This window comes from Planktothrix tepida PCC 9214 (assembly GCF_900009145.1).
GTDB classification, from domain to species: Bacteria; Cyanobacteriota; Cyanobacteriia; order Cyanobacteriales; family Microcoleaceae; genus Planktothrix; species Planktothrix tepida.
In genome coordinates this window covers 96,744-118,272 of the sequence record NZ_LN889796.1, presented here as the reverse complement: position 1 = coordinate 118,272, position 21,529 = coordinate 96,744, and the positions used below count along the sequence as shown (strand labels likewise).

Sequence of the window (21,529 nt, the reverse complement as noted above, 5' to 3'; positions counted from 1 at the left end):
TTTATAAACACTCATTGATTTTCTTCAACTCAACCAGGGCTTGTTTAAATTGATACTCAACCGGAATAGCCAGTTGGTTCTCTTGCAAAAACTGATTCATTGCATTAATGAAATCATTAATTTGCTCTTGCAGGTTTTGACGATGATCAGCCAAATGTTCATAAGAATTTTTAAAATCATTTGCAGCTATCCCAACCTCGTACAAATTAAAATTGTTGATAGCTTTATGAATTGCTGTCACACTTGCTATGTCTTCTTCGTAAACGTTAAGCTCATTAGCTATTTTTCTGAAAGTATCTTGGGCAGATTCAATTTTTTCTGCTAATTCCTGATTGCGGTTTATCAATCCCTCCAGTTCTTCCCCGCTATCGGTTTTAGTATTAAATCCCGCTTCTTCGGCAGCCTGTAAACATTTCTGTTTTAAGAAATCAATGCTTTCTTTCTCGTTCTCCCAGTCCTCTAATTCAGCTTGATAGGAAATAGAAAACTGTTTATCATTCTTTTGAAAAGTGTAACTAATTGAAATGATTTTAGCTTTCATTCTTTAACTTTAACTCCGATTTGATTGTTGATAAAGGGGAATTAAACTAAATAATTCAATTCCCCTCATTGATTAGCCATTAAACGAAAATTTCCTCTTGAGATACAGCTTTAAGGGATTCAGGCAACCGTTCAACGCCGTACCCCAATTTATTGAGCATTAATAGATGCAGTCGTTTGATGGAACCCGCCTCTAAAGAAAGCTCAGTTATTCCTTGTTCGCACTTGCCTACAGTGCTAGGAGAAATGCCAATCGCTACAGCAAACTCCACTTGAGTCATCTCCAGGGCTTCCCGCAACTGTCTTAAGTTCGTTTTAGTACCCTCCCGTTGAATTGCTTGTTTTTTTCTTGAAACCATAGTAGCATAAATCTAGTAAACCTTACGAGTAAAAATAACGAGTAAGGTTTACTAGACTCCGTAGACGACAATTACCCCCCTCAGCCATGCCGCGTTAAGGATTTGCTGAGTTGGTGTAATCAAGATTTTCCCCTTTTTACGAGGGGTTGTAACAGGAGGTTTAGCGATGTAGAGAAAATGCGGATTTGTTTGTCAACTGAAAGTTTTCCAAATTGCCAAAAAAAACGGGGGTGAATATTTCCCCCCGCTTCCTTCAAAAAGATACCCACACCATACCCGCCACTATCTTCTTCCTACTAACACCCAACACCCATCGGGGGTCATACCCTCGTTTTGTGCCATGCAACATCAATACTATTTGCCCATCTTGATTGGAGCTTGGGGCTTAACCCTATGGTTCCTGCTAATACTGCTTCTATTTATTAGTTACTTACCCAATCGGGGGAGTGGCCGTGCAATTGCTGACCACACTCCCCCGGCTGATGAACAAGTTAAACCAGGCGACGGGAGACGAACATGACCAATCTAAATGAACTTGAGAAATTAGCGATCACTTTAGACAAAGCAGATGTAAACGCCTTGCTTGCAGAGGCAACAGACGAAACAATGCCTAAAAACTTTGAAACCGCAGTTAAGAAATTAGAAGTTTGGCTTTCTAAGGAAGGCGACAGAAAGGAACGGCTGAAAATGTTCCATATTTACCCGTCAGAACTTCAACACGAACTAGGATTGACAACCCTTGAATTCTGGTATGCCCTGTTCTTCCTGCGTGAACAGCAAAAGATCAACTTTTACGAAAAAGGTTACTTGGCCGTTTATCCAGTTAGACAGCCAACGGGAGAGGACGGATAAAAATCCCCACAAAATGATCCACCCCCCTCTCGTTAAGGGGTAGTCCCCAGGGGGGGTGGATCATAACTTTTCCCTTACGCAGACGACACTCTAGCCATCATGATCCACTGATCCACCTAAAAATGAAAAAATTTGGATTTTACACATTTTCATTTTTGACGAATTTGCTCATTTCTCCCAAAACCTTGCACAGAAGGGATTCTAGCAAATTCTCCTCGATGCCCTCTTTTCACCCTTGGTGAATCAGTGGAGGGGGGTGGATCATCAAAAAACTAACCAGGTAACAAAATGTACGCCCTAACTTTACAGCAGCCTTTCGCAACTTTCGTTGCCCTCGGAATCAAGGAATTTGAAACCCGCAATTGGTACACCCATTATCGGGGGCCGTTATTAATTCACGCCGGGGTAACTCCCGTTAAACGTCAGGGAAAAATCCTGATCAAACAGCTTTCTGAAAAATTTCGCCCGATTGGTAACTTACTTCTACCCATCACCGAATACCCAATAGCTGCGATCGTCTGCAAATGCGAACTCGTTGACTGTATTCCGACAACATCCTTTACCCCTAACAACTTAGAACGAATGACGGGGTGGTGGGAACAATCTTACGCCTGGAAACTTGAGGAAGTTCAGCCATTATTTATTCCTCAAGTCTTAGGTAAACAAGGCTTATGGAAATTCCCAGATGAAGAGGTTTTGAAATATTCAGAAAACGCACATTTTGTGGGAGCAAATTCATGACTACCGCACTTATTATTGAACCTCAAACAAAAGACGATTATTATGCTCTGCTCACCCCAAAACAGCGAGAACTGAGCAAGAACTTAGGAGAAGCTTTCTTCAGTAGTTCCCGTAGAAGCGTTGAGGCAATCAAGGAAGCAGGAGACGCTTTAATTCAAGCCAAGAAAAGCTTTAAAAATAAGTTCATGTACTTCTGCAAATATGAACTTCCTCTTAACTGTTCCCAAGACACCATTGAAGGTTTAATGCGGTTGGCTTCTATCATTAATGAACGTCCATCCTTAGCTAAATACAACCCAACGATTCTATTTGAACTTTCCCGGCGTTCCACTCCTCCCGAAATTGTTGAGGAAATGACAGCTTTAGCCGAAACAAATCAACATCAAGAGATGAAGGTTAAGGAGGTTAAAGCCAAAATAGCAGAAGCTAAAAAAACTGTTATCACCATCAAAAAGGGTGATATTGTCGAATGGCAATTGAGTGTAAAGGGGTACACCTTTGGGCGGGTACGCAGCAAGTCTACAGATGGAATCGTTTGTAGAATCGAATCCCTAGACGGCAAAAACTTAGGGGAAAAAGCCACTAAACAATTAACCCTTTGCCCTGTCCAGAAGCAACACGAAGGTATCTCCGACACACAAGCTTTAGTGTTAAATTTGGGTCAAAAAGTTATTGTTTCCCCTTACTCATCGGATACCCAAAGTTTTGCAGGACGAATAGGAACTGTGATGGTACGCTACCCGCAACGCCGCACTTTTACTATTGACATGGGGGACAAAGTACGAGAGTTTTTCTGGGAAGAATTAAAACTCTTAAAAGAAGAACCAACCCCCCTTCCTACAGAGGAAGAAGAGTCAACTGATGTTGATGACAATAAGGATTCTAAAAACTTTATTGACGTTGAGGCACAAGAAGTTAAGGATGCTTCACCTCTTTCATTACCAGAAGCTCAACCCATTTTTGATGTCAAAAATTTAAGTTGGTGTGAGAAACGCCAACTACTAAAAGAATTGTTGAATGAAATGTGGGGAGGTTCATCACCTGATGATGATGTTGACGTTCAACTAGACAATCTAGTTGAAAAAACCTTAACTGAACTCGATGAAATTACAGGCGGCTCACAAAATCAACGCGCCCAGTTTTCGCTTGCTTTAGTTAACAAATGTTTCAGCTAAAAAAAGAATCCCCCTCAAAAGAGGGGGAGTTAACCAGGGTGCTATTTCATAATCCGTTCATTTCACTCATTCTAACATTATGACCTCTACAAAAACAAGCTTAATTGACTTATTAATTGATGGGCTAACAATATTACCCCACAATTTTTGTTTATGCCCCGTTAATGGCAATAAACAGCCATATCAAAAAGATTGGACTAAAAGCGGTTTTTTTCCAGATAGTCCCCTTTTAGTCAAAGAGATTAAATCAGGAAAAGCAAAAGGATATGGGCTACTAACTGGGAAAATTAACGGAGGAATTGTAGCCGTAGATTGTGATGGAAAAGCAGCCCACGATTTTGCTAAAAATTTAGGCGGTTTACCCCACACCGTCAGTTTCTCCAGTGGGCTTGAAGGTCGCGCTCAATACCTTTATCAAATCCCCTCAGAATACTGGGATGCAATCACTACTAAAAAACTGAATACCGGAGAAATTGGGGGTAACGGTAAAGAGGTTTTATTAGAACTACGTTGGAATGGTTGTCAGTCGGTTTTACCTCCCAGTGTTCACCCAGAAACTAAAATTTACAAATGGATTAACTCAATAGAAAATACAGCCATTGCTCAAGCACCAAATTGGGTGATTGAGCAAATGTTAGTCGTAGAGAAAACGAAACCGAGCCCCATTGAAAAAACTTTAGAGGAACCAGTATCCCCCAGTTTTACGACTGAATTTTATGATGAAATCCCCCTTTATCAATGCCTCAGTTTAAACGAGCGAGATTTGATTGATCACGGAGCGAATCAAGGAACCCGAAACGAAACCGCTAAGAAATTAGTTTTAGGATTAATTGGGTGTGAAACCTATCTAAGAAATTCAGATATTCGGTTTAGTGGAACGGCACGACAACTGTATGATGATTTTTGCGATCGCTGCAATCCTCCCCTTTCTGGTAAAGAGAGAGAAAACCTTTGGAAATTTGGAGAAAAGGCAGATAGCCCTACAGCTTCTTTACCTTCTGATGCCATAAAAAACTGTATCAAAGCCTGGAAACGTAACAGTAACGGCAACGATAACGGCACTAAATTCTATCCCCACATAGTTAATAACAACAGTAATGGCAGTAATGGCAGTAATGACAACGGAACAGAACCGCAATATCTTAAGAAACCTGCTTTAATCAAGGCATTTGAGAAGGCACAAGACATTATAGGCGATAGAATTAGACTTAACTTGATGAACAATAATATTGAGCTTGATGGTAACGAGTTAGACTTGGAATGCCTTGAATTAGAACTAGCCCTAGAACTTGGTTTAGAGCTAAAAGTTGGGGGTAGGAGAATAGGAAGTAGCCAACTTGAGGCGATTATATTTAAAATTGCCAAAGACAATGCTTACAACCCCATTCATGATTATTTAGAAACGTGCTATCAAAAACACTCCGATACAAAAATTCTGGACGGTATTGCACAGCGATACTTCGGTGTATCTGATGAAATTTATCAAACTTATTTCAAGAAATTTCTTATAGCTGCCGTCGCCCGAATCTATGACCCAGGTTGTCAACAGGAAAACACCTTAATTCTTCAATCTAATCACCAGGGACTTTTTAAGAGTAGCTTTTTTAAAGTGTTATCCGGTGAAACCTATTTTTGTGACGATATGGGGGACTTCAAAGAAAAAGATGAACGGCTAAAACTTCACCAAAACTGGATCATTGAATGGGGAGAATTAGAACGGATTACGACTAAGAAAGGGGCGGGAACCATCAAAAATTTCCTCTCAACCCGTGAAGATCAAATCCGTCCCCCCTATGCCCGTAAAAACTTGAAGATGAAGCGCCAATCCGTCATCGTTGGCACGGCAAACCCCAAAGAATTACTCTACGACAACACAGGTAGCCGCCGTTACTGGGTTATTCCGGTGTCTCAAAGCATCCCTCTAAATCTCCTCAGAGAAGAAAGAGATGCCATTTGGGGTGCCGCCGTTGCACTCTACAAAGCTGGGGAAAACTGGTGGCTGAATTCTGATGAGCAACAACAATCCGATACAGCTAACGAGAATTTCCAAGCGGGTAACTTCTTACAGGAAGAGATTGAAGACTACTTGGTTGATAAAACCCAAGTTTCTACCAAGGAATTACTCGCGGCGGTTGAAAAGTTGGGGTTTGCTGTTGACAATCCCCAAACCCTCAAAATTGTTGAAACCCAGATTAAAGCGGCGATGACAAAATTAAAATGGGAGCGATGCCGTTTAAGTACCGAGGGTAGACCAAGGGGGTATCGTTCTCCCGCCGTTGTCGCCCCCGAACTTGAACCGACAAAAAATGCGATTCCGAATAATTCGGAATGTGTAGAAACTCAACCCGTACAGCCCGTTCCTGTAGATGTGGTTCGCGTTCCTTCCTCAGAAGTCTCACAGCAGCCTATTGATTTCCATACGCTTAAAACTGGCGACATCCTCTTTGGTGTTGATGGTAAACCGCAGCAGTTAACAAAAGCAGTAAGGGGAATGTGGGAAACACACAGAGGGTGTTTAGTTTCCCTCAACGACATTCGTGAGGGTCAGTATCATTTACCGACTATTAAAGACGTAACTCGCTTAATCAAAGAAACCATTGCAGAACGAAATAAAGAAAAAGCCATCTGGCTTATGGAATCCGAGAATTTTGGCGGCGGGAGTTTCACGCAACTGATCATTGATGCTCTTGAGAAAAATCCATCCCTTGAAAAAATCTGTGAATACGATTCTTGGGGGGTACAGCCGTGAACGATTCTGTACAAAATCATAAAGCGATCTCCAAACATCAAGGTCGAAAAAGTAAATGGGGAAGTCCAACAAAAGCAATAAGGGTTCCTGAAAAATATGCTGATCGCTTGATTGAACTTGCGCGTCAATGGGAATCTGAAGATCCAGGTCGTAACTCGTAAATTGCAGCATCCCCTAGATAACGTCTTCGGATTTCATCAGGGGATGTATCACACCATTTAGCAACAACACTCTCAGAGCGATTATGTAGAATAATCTGTTCAGTGATAAAGGTATCCCGTCCACACCGGGGCGTTAAGTTGCGGTCTGGGAATAAAGGATCAACAACCTTATTCCAGGCTTTATTGCTAAAGTTTCCATAGCTAATTTTTAACCCTTTTGGACTAGGAAACAGCCAAGCGTTAGGGTCTGGGTTTTCCGGTTTAATACTGTTTAATAATTCCTCTAATTCAGGGTACAGTGGGAACTTGCCATCACGACTTGTTTTTGTAATCCGTCCAGGGATGTGTAAAAGACCAGATTTCACCATACCCCATCGGTACTGACAAATTTCTTCCGGTCGTCTCCCGATGAGGAATAACCCTTTAACAAACGGGTAATAAAAACTATAGGAATAACCCGTATAACCCCGCCCATTCCAGTTGCCTCTTTGGTTTTGGAACGCTTCAAATATTTTCTGTTTTTCCTCTAAAGATAACGCCATCGGTTCTGATTCAATCTCGTAACGATGGGTAAATTCTTGAGGCATTCCCTCAAAGGGACTACTAACTAAACTAATCTTTCTATGTTTAATTGCAAACCTCACCGCAGCGTTAAGGTGAGTTAAACACCGCTTAGTCATAGACTCTGTGGTGTTGTCTAAAAACCATTTCCGAACAGCTAAAGCATCAAAATCAGTAACACCACATTTATGAATATATTTTTCCAACGTTTTCATATAATCCATCGTTGATTTAGTCCCGTCCTCTCCCTTCTTCCAACTCGTTTTTTTATAGTCAAAATATAAGTCCCAGCACTGCTGTAGCGACAACTCAGGTTTAGGCTGAATGGATTGAATAACGGTTAATTGGGGTTGTTGAACATTAACCATTGTCAGATATTTCTTAAAAGTAAAATCAAAACTTCCATTTGCAACATCTATCTCAATTTGTTTGACTACGTTTTCAGCTTTACCCCGATATTCTGGGGTGTCAGGACATCGCAGATGAATGTATTTTTGCTGTCCGTCAAACAGAACTCTAGGGAGAGATAACTTTAACCGTCCCCGATCACTTGTAATTCCGACTTGACCCTTGCGTCGTTGAGAGTTGTTATACATGGCATTTGACTCGTATTTGACTCGTAATGGCAAACACTCTAACAAACTATTTAAACTCAAACGACTATTTTTAAGGGTTTCTCCCGATTTACAACGTCAGCCTTCCAAGCTATTAATGCGGGTTCGATTCCCGCCACCCGCTTTCCCAAACACTATATCTATTCATTCCCTCTAACCCCTACGCTATATACAGTGCAGGGGTTTTCAGTTGATGGAGAATCCTTTGCTGTAGGGATAGATTGATGTCTTAATTTGATGTCTATTATGTATAACCCTTTCTCTTCTGCTTTGGGATCCCCCTTCCCATCCTGAAAAAATCCGTTATAATAACTTGTAAGGTTGTGCTGCGACGTTGGTGGCTTGCCGATATGTTTTTTTGATCTATAGCTTTAAGAATACGGGAACTAAGAAAGTTACAGACGGCAGTAAACCGAGCTTGTACTCGGAAACTTTAAGTCTGGTCGAGGTGCCCACCTGGTTTTAACCAGGTCAAAAGCTGAGGCGACACGGCGTTGCGGTTAACCTTATCAGAATTTTATAGCCTTGATCAGAGGGTTGGGTTTAGCAAGAATACCCAACCCTAGACTGTATTAAAATAAGAAATAACGCTGTGCCATCGGTAATATAGTTGCAGGTTCACAGGTTAATAATTGCCCGTCTGCTTTGACTTGATAGGTTTCAGGATCTACGTCAATTTTCGGTAAGGCATTATTTAATTTCAGATCCGCTTTACTAATATTTCGAGTTCCTGAAACCGCTACGCATTGTTTTTGTAACCCCAATTGTTCAGGAATTTTAGCGTCTAAAGCGGCTTGAGAAACAAAGGTTAAAGATGTCGAGGCGATCGCTTTTCCAAAACTTCCAAACATGGGGCGACTATGGACAGGTTGGGGTGTAGGAATACTTGCATTCGCATCTCCCATTTGCGCCCAAGCAATTAACCCCCCTTTAATCACTAATTCCGGTTTAACCCCAAAAAAAGCGGGTTTCCATAAACATAAATCGGCTAATTTTCCTTCCGCAATTGATCCGACATAATCAGAAATTCCATGAGTAATTGCTGGATTAATTGTATATTTAGCAATATAGCGTTTTACGCGAAAATTATCATGGGTTTCTTGAGAGTTTTTAGATTCAGGTAAAAGCCCCCGTTGCACTTTCATTTTATGGGCGGTTTGCCACGTTCTAATAATACTTTCTCCCACCCGTCCCATGGCTTGGGAATCAGAAGAAATCATACTAAATGCCCCTAAATCATGCAAAATATCTTCAGCCGCAATGGTTTCTCGACGGATTCGAGATTCTGCAAACGCGACATCCTCTGGAATATTTCGATCTAAATGGTGGCAAACCATTAACATATCCAGATGCTCTTCTAAAGTATTCATCGTATAGGGACGAGTGGGATTCGTAGAAGAAGGTAAGACATTTTCAAGACCACAAACTTTAATAATATCTGGCGCATGACCGCCTCCTGCCCCTTCCGTATGATAGGTATGAATCACCCGATTTTTAAACGCTTCAATGGTGGTTTCTACGAATCCTGCTTCGTTTAATGTATCCGTATGAATGGCAACTTGAACATCATATTCATCCGCAATATTTAAACAAGTATCAATTGCAGCAGGTGTAGTTCCCCAATCTTCATGGAGTTTTAAACCCATCGCCCCCGCAACAATTTGTTCAACTAAACCTTGGGGTTGACTACTATTTCCTTTCCCTAAAAATCCTAAATTCATGGGAAAGGCTTCCGCCGCTTCTAACATTCGATAAATATTCCACGCACCCGGAGTGCAAGTGGTGGCATTTGTTCCCGTTGCGGGGCCAGTTCCACCGCCGATCATCGTGGTAATTCCTGATGCAATGGCGGTCTCGATTTGTTGAGGACAAATAAAGTGAATATGGCTATCAATTCCTCCAGCCGTGAGGATCATTCCTTCTCCTGCGATCGCTTCCGTTGCAGGGCCGATAATAATATCAATATGATCTTGAATATAGGGATTTCCAGCTTTACCAATTTTATAAATTTTCCCATCTTTTATCCCTACATCCGCTTTAACAATGCCCCACCAATCAACGATTAAAGCATTAGTAATTACTAAATCAACTGCACCATTTTCACGGGTAATGGGTGACTGTCCCATGCCATCTCGAATCACTTTTCCGCCCCCAAATTTTACCTCATCTCCATAGGTTGTATAGTCTCTTTCTACTTCAATGATTAATTCTGTATCCGCTAATCGAATGCGATCGCCCACCGTAGGCCCAAAGGTTTCTGCATAAGCCTGCCGATCCATTTTATAACTCATAAATCTTCCTGGGGTAATGATAAGTTTTCTAAGAATTCAACGAAGGGTTTAAAGCATTGAGGACATCTTTCAGCAAGATCCTGATAATTAGCTTTCCCTAAAATCAACGTTGAATCTACTGTTTTTTGATAAGTTTTATTATACTCTTTAAATAATCTTTCTACAATTCTACTCGGTGGCTGATCATGATTTTGATCTTCTACAGGAATTGTCCAAGAAATAGGGAAGTTCTGATCTTTTCTTAAGCCTAGACGAGTTTTAAGTTGAGTCTCCGAGGCTAAAACTAAGGTCTCTAAGTCATATTTAAAGCAAAAAACCTTAAATCGTTCTATTAATCGCTGATCATTAAGTCCTTTTTGAGTTAGTTCTTGATTAAACTTAGCTATTATCCCTGCTTTTAATTCTTGATAAGTTTTATGAGGAAACCCTTTATTGGGAGGGTATAAGTCAGGAATAACGGCAACAATTGAATCAGGATTATTTTTTAAAACATTAATTGCTTTTTTAGGAATTACTTCTAATAATTCTTTTTTAGCATCTCCGCCTCTTTGATTATCGCTTCCTTTGGCTGCAAAGAATTGAATTGTAATTCCTTGAAATTGCTGATTTTCAATTAAATCTTTTAACAGGGATTCCATTGCTAACTTATCTGATTTTCCTTCTACATAAACTATTACCTTCATATCAATTGCTCCAATTCATCAGAACGATGCAATTTTTCAATTTCATCTGCTCCAAAATCTTCTAACATATCAATTAATACGGGAAATTCGCAGGGTTTAAAAAATTTGGCTTCTCCCTGTTCTTTACGAATCACGGCAATTTTAGATAAATCAAACTGACTTAGGAAATAGGAAGAATGGGTTGCTAACAAAATTTGAGTCCGTTCTGATGCTTTCTCAAATAGTCCTGCTAAAATCGATAATGTCCGAGGATGTATCCCTTGATCCGGTTCATCAATACAGATTAAACTGGGCGGTTTAGGATGTAAACAAAGGCAAACCCAACAAATCAAACGTAAAATTCCATCGGATAAATCCGCTAAACTAATAGTTTCATCAACTCCCTTTTCTTGCCAAAATGCAATGACCTCGCCAGGGCCACCTCGCGCTTTTACCATTAAATTTTTAAACCCTGGAATCATTAATCCTAAAAACAACTGCAATTCATTAAAAATTTCTTGATGTTCCATTTGTAAGTAAAATAAAACAGAACTCAAATTTCCTGCATCTTCATGAAGAATCGGTTCCTGCTCAATTAACACTGATTTACGGATTTTTTGATTAGCAATATTAAAAGAGCTATAAAATCTCCAATTCTGAATATATTCTCTTAATTCAAATAATAATTCTAAACGTGGATTAGTGATGGTACTTAAAGCTAATTGATTGCGTTTAGATTGAATATCTTGCCCAATTTCTGTAGTGTCAAACCTCCCCGTATCTGGATTTTGAACTCGCCCTTGATTTCCTCGAATATCCATGAAAATATAAGGGTTTTTATATTGATCGTCAAAGGGTTTAGAGGAAACAACTGTTTCATGGGTAATTTGTGTTTTCCCCACAGGGCCGACCAGTTCACCTTGATAGAGCATAGAAACAGGTCTATTGGTATCAATTTCTAAATTCCATGTAAACTTTTCTGGCCCGGTCAGATGAAAAATTTGTTGACCGATTGATCCCTCTATAATTTCAGTGGGGATCTCTCGATACATACCATCTCGGAGAAATTTCAAAAATTCAAACAAACTGGATTTTCCAGCCCCATTAGCACCTACAATCACTTCTAAAGATTTAAAGTCAGCTTTAAAGTCTTTAAAAGGACGATACCCTTTAATATCAATCGATAATAATCTCATCATCAAAATTTCCAGAGACAATCAATTATTAAAGTTTAACTCATCTATTCTACTTCTTTTTTTTACCTTTTTTGGTTTTATCTTTCTCTTTCTTAGATTTTTTATCGGATGGTTCTGATGGGATGTTTTCGAGTTGACCTTCCACTAACTTATTAAACCCATAAATTTCTCGACTTCCGGCTATTGTTACTAACTCGATTTCCCGTTCATCTCCGGGTTCAAATCTAACCGCAGTTCCTGCTGGAATATTTAACCGCATTCCTTTGGTTTGTTCCCGTTTAAATTGTAAGGCTTCATTAACTTCATAAAAATGATAATGTGATCCAATTTGAATCGGGCGATCGCCGGTATTCGCTACTTTAACCTTTAAGGTGGGACGACCCGCATTCAATTCTATTTCACCTGGTTTAACAATCAGTTCCCCTGGAATCATTGCTTATTTCCTCTTAAGATGATTAGGATTCTCAATCAGAATACCATGTTTGCAGAATTATGTTGTATTACTGGATAGTATTATCGATAATAGTTTCTGTAGGGTGCGTAAGCGGAGCGCACGCACCAAAATGTTATTAATTAATAAAAAATCGGTGCGTGTGGCTTCGCCTTACGCACCCTACGAGTTGGAGGGATTTAAGGGAGTTCCACATCGTTTACAAAAACGGGCATCTTGATCATGAACTGACCACCCACAACCGACACAAATCGTATCAATATGATTGGATGCTTTAACTAATTGTTTAATTAAATCTCCTAATTGCCAAGGAATTAAAGCAATTCCGGTTAATATCATTAATATGGTTAAAAATCGCCCCATTTCTGATAGGGGGGTAACATCTCCAAAACCTACAGTTGTCATGGTGACAACGGAAAAATACACCGCATCTAAGAAAGTTTTAAAGATTTCAGGATTAACAGGATGTTCAACTTGATAAATCAAGCCAGAAAATATAAAAATAATCGTTAATAGCGTAAAAATAATCCGAGCAAAAATAATCCCATCTTCAGTTTGAATTCTGAAAACAGATATTTTTACATCAATAAATCGGATTAATCGGAGAACTCTAAACCAACGAAAAATTCTTAAATAACTAATATTTAAAAACCTTAAAGATCCTTGTATTATAATCAATAAATCAATTAATGATAAAGGATCTAATACAAATTTTTTTTTATTTTCAGCCGCCCAAAATCGAATAAAATACTCAATAGTAAATAAAATTAAAATAATAAAATCTAATAATTCTAAACGAGAACGAACATTGGGAGAAAGGGGATAGGTTTGAGCAATGAAACTGGCTAAGGAGATTAATATAATTCCCGTTAAGGTTAAATTTATAGTTTTCCCCAGGGGCGTTTCAATATCTTCTAAATAAAAAGCTACTTTCTTGCGTTTTTCTTCCCAAAAGTCTAAGTTAGATGGGGATAATTGTTGATTTTCCATAAATTTAAAGGATGCGATCGCCTATACAAACCGCTTTTGATCTTTGTTAATAATCTTTTTTCTTAAAAGCATGATGATTTCCTTCAGGATCTTCATCTTCTAGCTCAAAATTTGTCTCAGAATAAAGTTCCAAGCGTTGAATATTTCGCTCTCTGAACTGATGAGAATTTCTACTACTCCCTGACAAACGATTTCCTGCTCGGCGTTGGGACTCAGGGGGAGACGTTTTGCGGGTAAAGGTTTTCCACGCCACGCGGATTCCGGTGAAAATACTTCCTGTGGTAGATTGCAATTTTCTGGCTTGTTGTTTAGCACTATCTAAGCCTAAATCCACTTGTTTAACAACTTGGCTGGCACTTTGTACCCCTTCGCTAACATCCTCCGTCAGTTCGGTAATTTCTAATCCAGTTAAACGAATCGATTCCAAAGTCGGTGGAAATTCACGCGAGAGGGTATCGGCTAATTTTTCCACACTTCTGGCTGCCCGTGCAATAGCTTGCACGGCAGGTAAGGCAACAACAACAACAGCAGTAAGGCTGACTGCCACAAAAAATAGTGACAGTGCAAGCCAAAACAAAGGTTCAGTCACTTGATTTCCATCAATAACAGTTTGGGGTTTATTCGCCTTCAAAGTATAGCGATTTTTAGGCGCAATCCCCCATTGTTAACGTTCCCGTATGATTTTTTGAGACTCTGGTAGATGGTTTTCAACTTCTAAGTTCTGTTGGGTTTGTCGCTGTTGTTGGCTGGCTTCTAACCCGGCTGCAATGGATTCTTTAAGCCGAATTAAGGTTTCATCCCAATTGCGTAATGCAGACTCAGACAGTCGATTGGCCTGTAACTGAACGTTAGTGGATAGATCTTCTGCAAGTTCGGGTAAGGCATCGGCTGATTTTTTGAGTAACTTTCTCGTTTCTTTCCCAGAACGAGGGGCTACCAACAAACCAGCCACCGTACCCACGACAGAACCTAAGACAAAACCACCTAAAAATTGTCCTAACCGTTGATTTGACATATTGAACCGCAGTACAAATTCTATCCCCGTACTCTATTTATTCTATTAAGAAAATGGTTATAATAACCACTAATCCCTGAAAGGGATTGAAATTCATCAAAATCAACAGACAAGATTACCGATTAGGGGGAAGGGAGATTTTAAACCCCCAACTCCCCTTAAAAACCACCACCATAACACTTATAACTTGGATTTAGGTGTTGGCAATTGGGACAGCTTATCACCATAACAGTTGCTATCATTAAGCAACTTCCAGACGATGGGGTGTTAAAGTTCGGGTTGTTAAAGTCATGGAATGATTATTTAAAATTTGATGGAGTTGTTCAGCTTCTTCATCGGTAAATTTTAGAGTTTGATCACCCAAAAAATTGACAACTAACGGACTGCCCATTTCATGAGTTAAACGTTGCCAACAAATCACTGCATCAAGGCTAAATCCAAAATTTTTAACTTGAATAAAACGTGACATAGTTAATCTCCTATTTATAAAGTTATAGGGCAGATTCCTATAAAAATTAGGCTATGAATCTGTTAGCATTCTCTCCTAATAGAAAGACTTCTAAACAATTCTTATCTTGCTTTCCTATTCTTCCTAATTGTCACAGATATACACATCTAACTTAGGAAAGATTTTCCTTCACTTCCTGATTAGAATCTTAAAAACTCTCAGACAATACAATCTCAACGTTGTTAAATTATGTTTGTGAATAAAAATGTATTTCTAAGAAATTGTATTAAAAAATACAACAGGATTTGGAAAAACCTATTGGCTTATGGTCTGAAGACAGCTATACTGGCAACAGTAATGAATGATCAATCCATCTAGTTAGTAGCCCTCTATACTAAGGGTTCTTTCCGTTTTATGGTTTAATAACAGACTCAACTTGTCGTTAGTTGGAATGGTGTATTGCGCTTACAAGGTCTATGAAAAATATTCTGGTTATTATTCATCAACCTACCACCGAAACAGGGCGGGTGGGACAAATTCTAACATCCTATGGTTATAAATTGGATATTCGCCTTCCCAGTCAGGGGGATGCTTTACCCCATCATTTAGAAAAACATGAAGCTGTGATTGTTTTTGGGGGGCCAATGAGTGCCAATGATGAAAATACGTTACCTTATATTCGGACTGAACTGAACTGGATTTCCCTGGTTTTAGAGTCCCAAAAACCCTATTTAGGCATTTGTTTAGGGGCTCAACTATTAGCCAAAGTGTTAGGGGCAAAAGTCTCGTTTCATCCTGAAGAAATTCGAGAAATTGGCTATTTTCCCATTACCCCAACCGTCGAAGGACAAGGTTCTTTTAACGCTCTACAATACGTTTATCAATGGCATCAAGAAGGGTTTGAATTACCGTCTGGCGCAGTCTTATTAGCAACAGGAAACTATTTTCCTAACCAAGCATTTCGTTATGAAAAAACGGCTTATGGTCTGCAATTTCACCCGGAAATGACTGAAGAATTAATGAAACGGTGGATAGAGCGAGGAAGGGAACAATTAACCTTACCCGGAAGTCAATCTCTAACGGAACAACTTCATAAACATCATTTGTATGGAACTCAGGGGGAAAAATGGTTAAAAACCTTTCTTCCGAGTTGGATAAATTCGATTCACCCAGAACAAAACTTGCTGTTAGAACGACGCTCGGCTTAATTTAAAATAAAATTAGATCAGTTATTAGTTATAGCAGTGGTGGCAAAAACTAATACAGCAAACCTAGACTTGTGTTCCTCTTTTCCCTCCTGTTCCCTGTTCACTAATATAATGTAAACACCATTGGTTTTTGCCATTATTTTTAGCTTTATAAAGGGCTTTATCCGCTTCATAAATTAACACTTCAGGAGAAGAGTGTAACTCAGGAATTTGACTAGCAACGCCTAAACTCACTGTAACATATTTCTCGACTAAAGAAGTCTTATGAGGGATCTGAAGTTGTTGCACTTCCATATTAATTCGAGTTGCTACTTGTGAGGCATCAAATAAGGCGGTGTGGGGTAAAATAACCGCAAATTCTTCTCCACCATAACGCGCCACCACGTCAAACCCATTTCTGACGGCTGTTTTAATCGCTTGAGCTACTTGTTGTAAACAGTCATCTCCTTTTTGATGGCCGTAGGTGTCGTTATAGTTTTTAAAGTAATCAATATCGCATAAAATTAATGCTAAAGTGGTTTCAGTTATTAAATGTTGATTCCATACAGATTTCAGACATTCATTAAACCAATATCGATTTGCTAATTTAGTTAAACTATCTGTAATTGCCATGTGTTTTAATTCTTTATTGACCTCTTGTAACGTAATTTCAATCCGTTGACGTTCTTCAATTTCGGTTTTTAATTGTTGCATAGTCAATTCTAAGCGTCGGCTATTGGCTTCTAATAAACAACTATATTGAATCCCTTGAGAAACTTCTGCTAACATATCAATCACTAAATCCGCTTGCGGAAAATTTTTTAACTCCTCCACTCCTAACCAAGGTAAAGGTTTAATTAAATCGGGACTTTTCCAAATAATTTCAAACTGTTTAGATTCGGTTACTCGACCTATATAACAATGTTTCCATAAATGATGATTAGATTCAATTTTAACCAGTCCTCCCGGTGCTTCAAAGGTTTGATCATAAGCGGCTTTTTTAACGAAATTTGTTTCAAAACTATTGGCTTTTTCTACAGCATTTTTCCAAAGATAAACTTGAAAATAAGCAGCTTCAATGGGGTCAGAAGTAACTCTCTCGGTTCCATATAAAGCTTTAAAATTATTCACAAATTCTTGATTGTGGGGACTATTTAAGCTTTGAAAATAACTCCAACAAGCATAATGACCCACACTCGCTTTACCCATAGTCTGAACCTCTGATTCTGAAACACTCACTGCTACAATTGGCATCTCTGAGGGTGAAATTCCAGCTTCATAATAAGCTTGATAAAAATAAAAATTACTATCCCCATTTAAAGTATTAAAAATGACATCGGGTTTTAAATTTTTGATTTCATCAATAATATCGAAAAATCTTTTATCTCCCAAAGGAAAATAGTGTTCTCCAACAACAGTTCCGCCTTCTTGTTTCAGGAGGGACTTAATTAATTTATGGGCTGTCCGAGGAAATACATAATCTGCACCTAATAAATAAAATCGTTTTCCTAGGTTTTGGAGTACCCAACTCACCGCAGGTTGAATTTGTTGATTTAAACAGGAACCGGTATAAAAAATATTAGGAGAAGATTCTAACCCTTCATATTGAATGGGATACCAAAGTAAAACATTATATTCTTCCATTAAAGGTTTCACTGCTTTTCGAGAAGCCGATGTCCAACAGCCAAATATTGTGCTGACTTGATCGATTTCTAGTAATTTTTTGGCTTTCTTTTCAAACACTAAAATATCAGACGCACCATCTTCAATTACGGGTTCAATTTCATGTCCTAAAATTCCTCCTTGGGCATTAATTTCTGTAATTGCCATTAAGGTTGATTCTAACAATGGTGTTGCACTCATTGCCATTGTTCCGCTTAAGGAATATAAAATACCAACTTTTATTTTTTTCATAGGTTTTAATATCCTTTAGAATCTCATAGAGTCTGGTGTTACTGAGAATCTGAACATCAATCATTACATCGGTTTAATTTTGACAGAAAGCGGATCAATTTTTAGTTCGTTTGAATACCCTTACTCAGGAGGGAAAAGGTGTTAACGAGTTTCTAGGGTTAACTCATACTCAAAAGGTTGAGAAGAGTTAGACACAACTACAAATTCATAATCACCCGAATCTTGTAAGCGACCTGACCAACGAGTCCTAGGAGAATCTTCTAATAAAGATTGGGATTGTTGTGTTATACCAGGGGTATAAATTGAAAGTAACGTTGAGGGTTTTGGAGACTTGAGATGGACTTGCAAAACTTGATTTTTATTAAAGCGAGCAATATAGGCTTTTCCTTCTCCGGGTTTTAGGGTTTCTTTTAACTTTTTTCGAGTTTTTTGCGAGGCAAATTCCACTCGTTCCCAATTTAATCCCGCTTGTAATTGATGAACAACATCATCGGTAAAAGCTTGCCAAACTTGTCCTATGGGCAACCCTAATAAATTTGCTGTTCTTGATTGTTCAGGAAATAAATAGAAAAATTTGGCATCTGCTAAATCATACAAGGATTGATGACTTAACTGTAATTGATTAACCGTTGCTTTCCAGTGATCAAGATCATCCAAGCTATAGGTTCCTAATTTCAGCCGAGATTCCTCACTTAATTGTCCGAGACGTTGCAAGAATTCATCGGCAATTTGATGCCATCGTTGTCGCCAAATGGCATCGGAGGAACTATCTGTCAAGGTTCTTCCTTGTTGTTCAGGATAGCGAGTATAAAATTCTTCATTTACTAAATCAACAAAAAAGTTAAAATTAATCCCTAATAAACGTCTTTCATCCCTTAAGGCTTCTTGTCGTTCTTGTTCTGTCCCCGGAATTTGATGTAAATCTGCATAATGGTTTAACCAATAGCGTCCTCCTAACCACCCGAACCCTCCCAGGATTAAAATTGAAATAAACATTAATAAAGGCATTTTAAGACTCGCAGATATTCTTCCTGGAGTTGGAGAAACTGGGGAAGATAAACTTTGGTTTTGGGTTAAGGAAACTGTTCCCTGAGTCAGGGGAGTCGAGGGTTTTGGAAAAGACTGAGTTAGGGGAGAATTTAGGGTTGAAAGTGCTGTTAGAACATCCTGAGCCGATGGAAAGCGATCGCTTTGATGATAAGCTAACATTTTCTCTAAAATAGCCCCAAATTCTGGACTTAAATTTGTGTATTTTTTCCAATTCCAAATTAACGTTTGGGGATCAATTAATTGTTGAGGTTCTTTTCCCGTTAATAACACCAATATTGTAGCGGCTAACCCATATAAATCACTGTGGGGATAAACTTTTCCTAAACGCATTTGTTCATCGGGAGCATACCCAACTTTTCCTAAGCGAGTGGGGGTCGGATTTTGACCTTGTTGTGCAGCTAATTCTGATTCAACTTTAGCTTGAATTAATTTAACACCCCCGAAATCAATTAATATGGGTAAACCGTCTAATTGACGTTGAATAATATTGTCGGGGGAAATATCTCGATGAATCACACCATAGCTGTGAATATAATCTAAAACGGGTAACAGTTGGAGTAAAAATTGAATCATTTCTGCTTCAGTAAAGGGCAAGCATTGGCGTAAGCGTTGATTCAATAAACTCCGATAATTCAATCCTTCCACATAATCTTGGACTAAAAATAAATAGCCTTTATTATCAATGGTTTCTCGAAATAACTCTCGAAACTGAGGAATTTGAGGATGTTTTAATTTATAAAGAATTTCTGCTTCCCGTTCAAATAATTCCTGAGATTTTTTTAAGGCAAAACTTCCTTGTACCTGGGGGGCAAATTCTTTTAAAACGCAAAGTTCATCAAACCGATGTTGGTCTTGTGCTAAATAGGTGCGTCCAAAACCTCCATGTCCTAACTCACGGACAATGGTGTAATGGTTTCTCAGAACAATACCGGGGTAAATTAATTGACTCATTCGGTGTTAGGGTAAAAAAGGAATGCTGAACGGTTCAAATCTGTCTAAATTGAGAGTAGCAATTTATTAGGACTGTAACATGGGTCAACTCAGAGACGAACAACGCCAACGGGCAATTTCAGCGTTAAACGGCTTTTTATCTACACCCTTATCTGATTTAATTCAACCCTCGCCAGATAGAGGGGTTACTTCTGTTTTACAATTATTTCAACAGGTTGTCACAACTGTTCCCGCCTATCAACGATTTTTAGCAGAATATTATCAGTCTATTCCTAACATTAAAACCCTTGAAGATTTCCAAACTCTTCCTTTAATTACTAAAGAAAATTATTTACGCCAATATTCATTATCCCAATTGTGCCGTAACGGACAATTAGAAACCTGTGATTTAATTGCTGTTTCTTCTGGTTCCACTGGAAACCCGACATTTTAGCCCCGGTTTATTAGTGATGAATTGCAAATTGCCACTCGGTTTGAACAGATTTTTTATGATAGTTTTCAAGGGGATCAATGTCGGACTTTAGCAGTTATTTGTTTTACCTTGGGAACCTGGGTTGGCGGACTGTATACAACGGCTTGTTGTCGTCATTTAGCCACAAAAGGCTATCCCATTACGGTTATTACCCCTGGAAACCAAAAAACCGAAATTTTTCGAGTGATTCGAGAATTAGGGGAACAGTTTGAGCAGGTGGTTTTATTAGGCTATCCTCCGTTTATTAAAGATGTTATTGATACGGGAATTGCTGAAGGCATAGAATGGCAAAAGTATCACGTTAAATTGGTTTTTGCAGGAGAGGTTTTTAGTGAAGAATGGCGCAGTTTATTGGGGGAACGAGTTGGCTCAACACAACCCTATTATGATTCAGCAAGCTTATATGGAACAGCAGATGCAGGCGTTTTAGGAAATGAAACCCCGTTAAGTATTTGTATTCGTCGGTTTTTAGCAGAACATCCAGACATTGCTAAACAATTATTTGGAGAATCTCGATTACCGACTTTAGTGCAATATGACCCCAAAAGTCGATTTTTTGAAGTCCAAAAGCAGGAAGATTCGACAACGGGAACCTTATTATTTTCAGGAGATAATGGCATTCCTTTAATCCGTTATCATATTGCGGATCAAGGTGGAATTATTCAATTTCAGGAGATGTTAGACTTTTTAAAACAATATAATTTTGACCCTATTTCAGAATTACAGAAATTAGGAAATCGAGGTATTCATCAATTACCGTTTGTATTTGTGTTTGGGCGATCGCAATTTGTAATATCCTATTTTGGTGCAAATATTTATCCTGAAAATGTTACTGTAGGGTTAGAACAACCTTTAATAAAAGAGTGGGTAACGGGTAAATTTGTCATGTCTGTGATAGAAGATTCTGATCAAAATCGATTTCTATCAGTGGTGGTAGAATTAGCTCCCGGTGTTGAAGAAACAGAGGATAAAAAAGAAGCGATCGCCACTTCTATTTTAACTCAATTAAAGCGCCTCAATAGCGAATTTGCTAATTATGTACCCCCTGAATATCAAACCCCTCAAATTACCCTCAAATTAACCGGAGATCCTGAATATTTTCCCCTAGGAGTAAAACATCGTTACACCCGGAAACAGTAGGACAGGGGAA

The 21,529-nt window shown here is 38.8% G+C and carries 21 protein-coding genes and 1 other RNA gene; 9 read left to right on the top strand and 13 right to left on the bottom strand.

The annotated features are described in order from the left end of the window. Nucleotide 1 precedes the first annotated feature (1 nt). Both PL9214_RS11120 and PL9214_RS11115 read right to left on the bottom strand, forming a co-directional pair. Nucleotides 2-541, bottom strand: coding sequence for a hypothetical protein (locus tag PL9214_RS11120; RefSeq protein WP_072718883.1), 540 nt, complete (start codon nt 539-541; stop codon nt 2-4). A gap of 79 nt (nt 542-620) precedes the next feature. After that, complete coding sequence (locus tag PL9214_RS11115) at nt 621-899, bottom strand: helix-turn-helix domain-containing protein (RefSeq protein ID WP_072718882.1); 279 nt, start codon at nt 897-899, stop codon at nt 621-623. A gap of 516 nt (nt 900-1,415) precedes the next feature. Between PL9214_RS11115 and PL9214_RS11105 the strand changes: the two genes are divergently transcribed. The 5 genes from PL9214_RS11105 to PL9214_RS31205 all read left to right on the top strand — a co-directional run bounded on the left by PL9214_RS11105 (nt 1,416) and on the right by PL9214_RS31205 (nt 6,577). Continuing rightward, on the top strand, nt 1,416-1,751 hold the full coding sequence (locus PL9214_RS11105; RefSeq protein WP_083579974.1) for a hypothetical protein: 336 nt from the start codon (nt 1,416-1,418) through the stop codon (nt 1,749-1,751). Nucleotides 1,752-2,039: 288 nt separating this feature from the next. Then, entirely contained in the window at nt 2,040-2,492 is a 453-nt protein-coding gene (locus PL9214_RS11100; protein ID WP_072718880.1) for an ASCH domain-containing protein, read from the top strand. Further along, entirely contained in the window at nt 2,489-3,667 is a 1,179-nt protein-coding gene (locus PL9214_RS11095) for a hypothetical protein (protein ID WP_072718879.1), read from the top strand. The genes PL9214_RS11100 and PL9214_RS11095 overlap by 4 nt, the downstream gene beginning before the upstream one ends. Before the next feature lie 79 nt (nt 3,668-3,746). Next, nucleotides 3,747-6,416, top strand: a complete 2,670-nt coding sequence (locus PL9214_RS11090; protein WP_072718878.1) for a VapE domain-containing protein — start codon at nt 3,747-3,749, stop codon at nt 6,414-6,416. Next, the gene (locus tag PL9214_RS31205; protein WP_186440339.1) at nt 6,413-6,577 is read left to right on the top strand and encodes a hypothetical protein; all 165 of its coding nucleotides are present in this window, start codon (nt 6,413-6,415) and stop codon (nt 6,575-6,577) included. Before PL9214_RS11090 ends, PL9214_RS31205 begins: the two co-directional genes overlap by 4 nt. Here PL9214_RS31205 and PL9214_RS11085 read toward each other — a convergent pair. Beyond that, nucleotides 6,541-7,734, bottom strand: coding sequence for an Arm DNA-binding domain-containing protein (locus PL9214_RS11085; RefSeq protein WP_072718877.1), 1,194 nt, complete (start codon nt 7,732-7,734; stop codon nt 6,541-6,543). The genes PL9214_RS31205 and PL9214_RS11085 overlap by 37 nt on opposite strands. Before the next feature lie 338 nt (nt 7,735-8,072). Here PL9214_RS11085 and ssrS point away from each other — a divergent pair. After that, nucleotides 8,073-8,259, top strand: a non-coding RNA gene (ssrS, locus tag PL9214_RS11080) — 6S RNA. 65 nt (nt 8,260-8,324) lie between these two features. On the opposite strand, the gene ureC is transcribed toward ssrS, so the two are convergent. The 8 genes from ureC to PL9214_RS11040 all read right to left on the bottom strand — a co-directional run bounded on the left by ureC (nt 8,325) and on the right by PL9214_RS11040 (nt 14,826). Beyond that, nucleotides 8,325-10,043, bottom strand: coding sequence for an urease subunit alpha (gene ureC / locus PL9214_RS11075; RefSeq protein ID WP_072718876.1), 1,719 nt, complete (start codon nt 10,041-10,043; stop codon nt 8,325-8,327). After that, nucleotides 10,040-10,726, bottom strand: a complete 687-nt coding sequence (locus PL9214_RS11070; protein ID WP_072718875.1) for a DUF4276 family protein — start codon at nt 10,724-10,726, stop codon at nt 10,040-10,042. The genes ureC and PL9214_RS11070 overlap by 4 nt, the downstream gene beginning before the upstream one ends. Beyond that, nucleotides 10,723-11,904 carry an AAA family ATPase gene (locus tag PL9214_RS11065; RefSeq protein ID WP_072718874.1) on the bottom strand — a complete coding sequence of 394 codons (1,182 nt, stop codon included), beginning with the start codon at nt 11,902-11,904 and terminating at the stop codon, nt 10,723-10,725. The genes PL9214_RS11070 and PL9214_RS11065 overlap by 4 nt, the downstream gene beginning before the upstream one ends. A gap of 46 nt (nt 11,905-11,950) precedes the next feature. Next, nucleotides 11,951-12,334: an urease subunit beta gene (locus tag PL9214_RS11060; RefSeq protein WP_072718873.1), complete on the bottom strand. Its 384-nt coding sequence runs from the start codon at nt 12,332-12,334 to the stop codon at nt 11,951-11,953. A gap of 180 nt (nt 12,335-12,514) precedes the next feature. After that, nucleotides 12,515-13,342, bottom strand: coding sequence for an ion transporter (locus PL9214_RS11055; protein ID WP_072718872.1), 828 nt, complete (start codon nt 13,340-13,342; stop codon nt 12,515-12,517). A 46-nt stretch (nt 13,343-13,388) separates the two neighbouring features. Beyond that, a complete protein-coding gene (locus tag PL9214_RS11050) occupies nt 13,389-13,931 on the bottom strand; it encodes a hypothetical protein (protein ID WP_072719119.1) in 543 nt (180 codons plus the stop codon). A 75-nt stretch (nt 13,932-14,006) separates the two neighbouring features. Next, nucleotides 14,007-14,357 carry a YtxH domain-containing protein gene (locus PL9214_RS11045; RefSeq protein ID WP_072718871.1) on the bottom strand — a complete coding sequence of 117 codons (351 nt, stop codon included), beginning with the start codon at nt 14,355-14,357 and terminating at the stop codon, nt 14,007-14,009. Between the two features lie 241 nt (nt 14,358-14,598). Continuing rightward, nucleotides 14,599-14,826, bottom strand: coding sequence for a hypothetical protein (locus PL9214_RS11040; RefSeq protein ID WP_072718870.1), 228 nt, complete (start codon nt 14,824-14,826; stop codon nt 14,599-14,601). A 455-nt stretch (nt 14,827-15,281) separates the two neighbouring features. Here PL9214_RS11040 and PL9214_RS11035 point away from each other — a divergent pair, with 455 nt between their 5' ends. After that, entirely contained in the window at nt 15,282-16,013 is a 732-nt protein-coding gene (locus PL9214_RS11035) for a glutamine amidotransferase-related protein (protein ID WP_072718869.1), read from the top strand. Between the two features lie 63 nt (nt 16,014-16,076). On the opposite strand, the gene PL9214_RS11030 is transcribed toward PL9214_RS11035, so the two are convergent. Continuing rightward, on the bottom strand, nt 16,077-17,906 hold the full coding sequence (locus tag PL9214_RS11030; protein ID WP_072718868.1) for a transporter substrate-binding protein: 1,830 nt from the start codon (nt 17,904-17,906) through the stop codon (nt 16,077-16,079). 141 nt (nt 17,907-18,047) lie between these two features. After that, on the bottom strand, nt 18,048-19,907 hold the full coding sequence (locus PL9214_RS11025; RefSeq protein WP_072718867.1) for a serine/threonine-protein kinase: 1,860 nt from the start codon (nt 19,905-19,907) through the stop codon (nt 18,048-18,050). 79 nt (nt 19,908-19,986) lie between these two features. Here PL9214_RS11025 and PL9214_RS32270 point away from each other — a divergent pair, with 79 nt between their 5' ends. Together PL9214_RS32270 and PL9214_RS11020 are read left to right on the top strand one after the other, a co-directional pair. Further along, nucleotides 19,987-20,340: a hypothetical protein gene (locus PL9214_RS32270; RefSeq protein WP_245824233.1), complete on the top strand. Its 354-nt coding sequence runs from the start codon at nt 19,987-19,989 to the stop codon at nt 20,338-20,340. A 21-nt stretch (nt 20,341-20,361) separates the two neighbouring features. Further along, a complete protein-coding gene (locus PL9214_RS11020; protein ID WP_245824232.1) occupies nt 20,362-21,519 on the top strand; it encodes a phenylacetate--CoA ligase family protein in 1,158 nt (385 codons plus the stop codon). The last annotated feature ends 10 nt before the right edge of the window (nt 21,520-21,529 follow it).